This window comes from Mesorhizobium sp. M7A.F.Ca.CA.004.04.2.1 (assembly GCF_004022825.1).
Classification (GTDB): domain Bacteria; phylum Pseudomonadota; class Alphaproteobacteria; order Rhizobiales; family Rhizobiaceae; genus Mesorhizobium.
Genome location: NZ_RZPH01001605.1, coordinates 1 through 720 on the forward strand (window position 1 = coordinate 1; position 720 = coordinate 720).

The window sequence follows — 720 nt, forward strand, 5'->3', positions numbered from 1 at the left end:
GGGGTGGGTGGCAATGGCGCCGATGGCGTCGGGGTCGTCAGCGGCGGCGGCAATGGCGGCGGCGCCACTTTGGGCGGAAATGCCACGGGCAGCAATTCGGGCGGCATCATAACGCATGGTGATTTCGCCAGCGGCATGGCCGTACAGTCGGTCGGCGGCGGCGGTGGTGGCGGCGGCGACGCCTTCGGCCTGTTCGGCGGCGGTGGCACCGGCGGCGCAGGCAATGATGGCGCCAATGCAACCGGTACCAACACCGGCAACATCACCACCAATGGTCGGGGTGCTATTGGCATGCTGGTCGAATCGATCGGTGGCGGCGGCGGCGATGGCGGCGGCGCAGCCGGCATCGTGTCGATCGGCGGCACAGCCGGCGGCGGCGGCAAGGGCGGGACTGTCATCGCCAATGTCGGCGGCACGATAACAACTGGCGCTGACGGCAGCGGCGACGGCGCGCATGGCGTTCTGGCTCAGTCGGTCGGTGGTGGTGGCGGCAATGGCGGCTTTGCCCTGTCGGTCGCCCCGGCAGTCGCTGTCGCGATCGGCGGCGGCGGCGGAACCGGCGGCAATGCCGGAGCCGTCAACGTCAACCAGGCCGCGACCGGTCCGACGGTCGACACCAACGGTCGTTCGGCCATCGGCATCCTCGCACAGTCTGTGGGTGGCGGCGGCGGCAATGGCGGTGGCGCCTTTGCGCTTGGCGGCATCGTGTCTGTTTCGGTG

General features: G+C 70.3%; 1 pseudogene. It reads left to right on the forward strand.

The features are described from left to right. A pseudogene (locus EN893_RS38860) lies at window positions 1-720 on the forward strand (autotransporter outer membrane beta-barrel domain-containing protein); the annotation flags it as partial.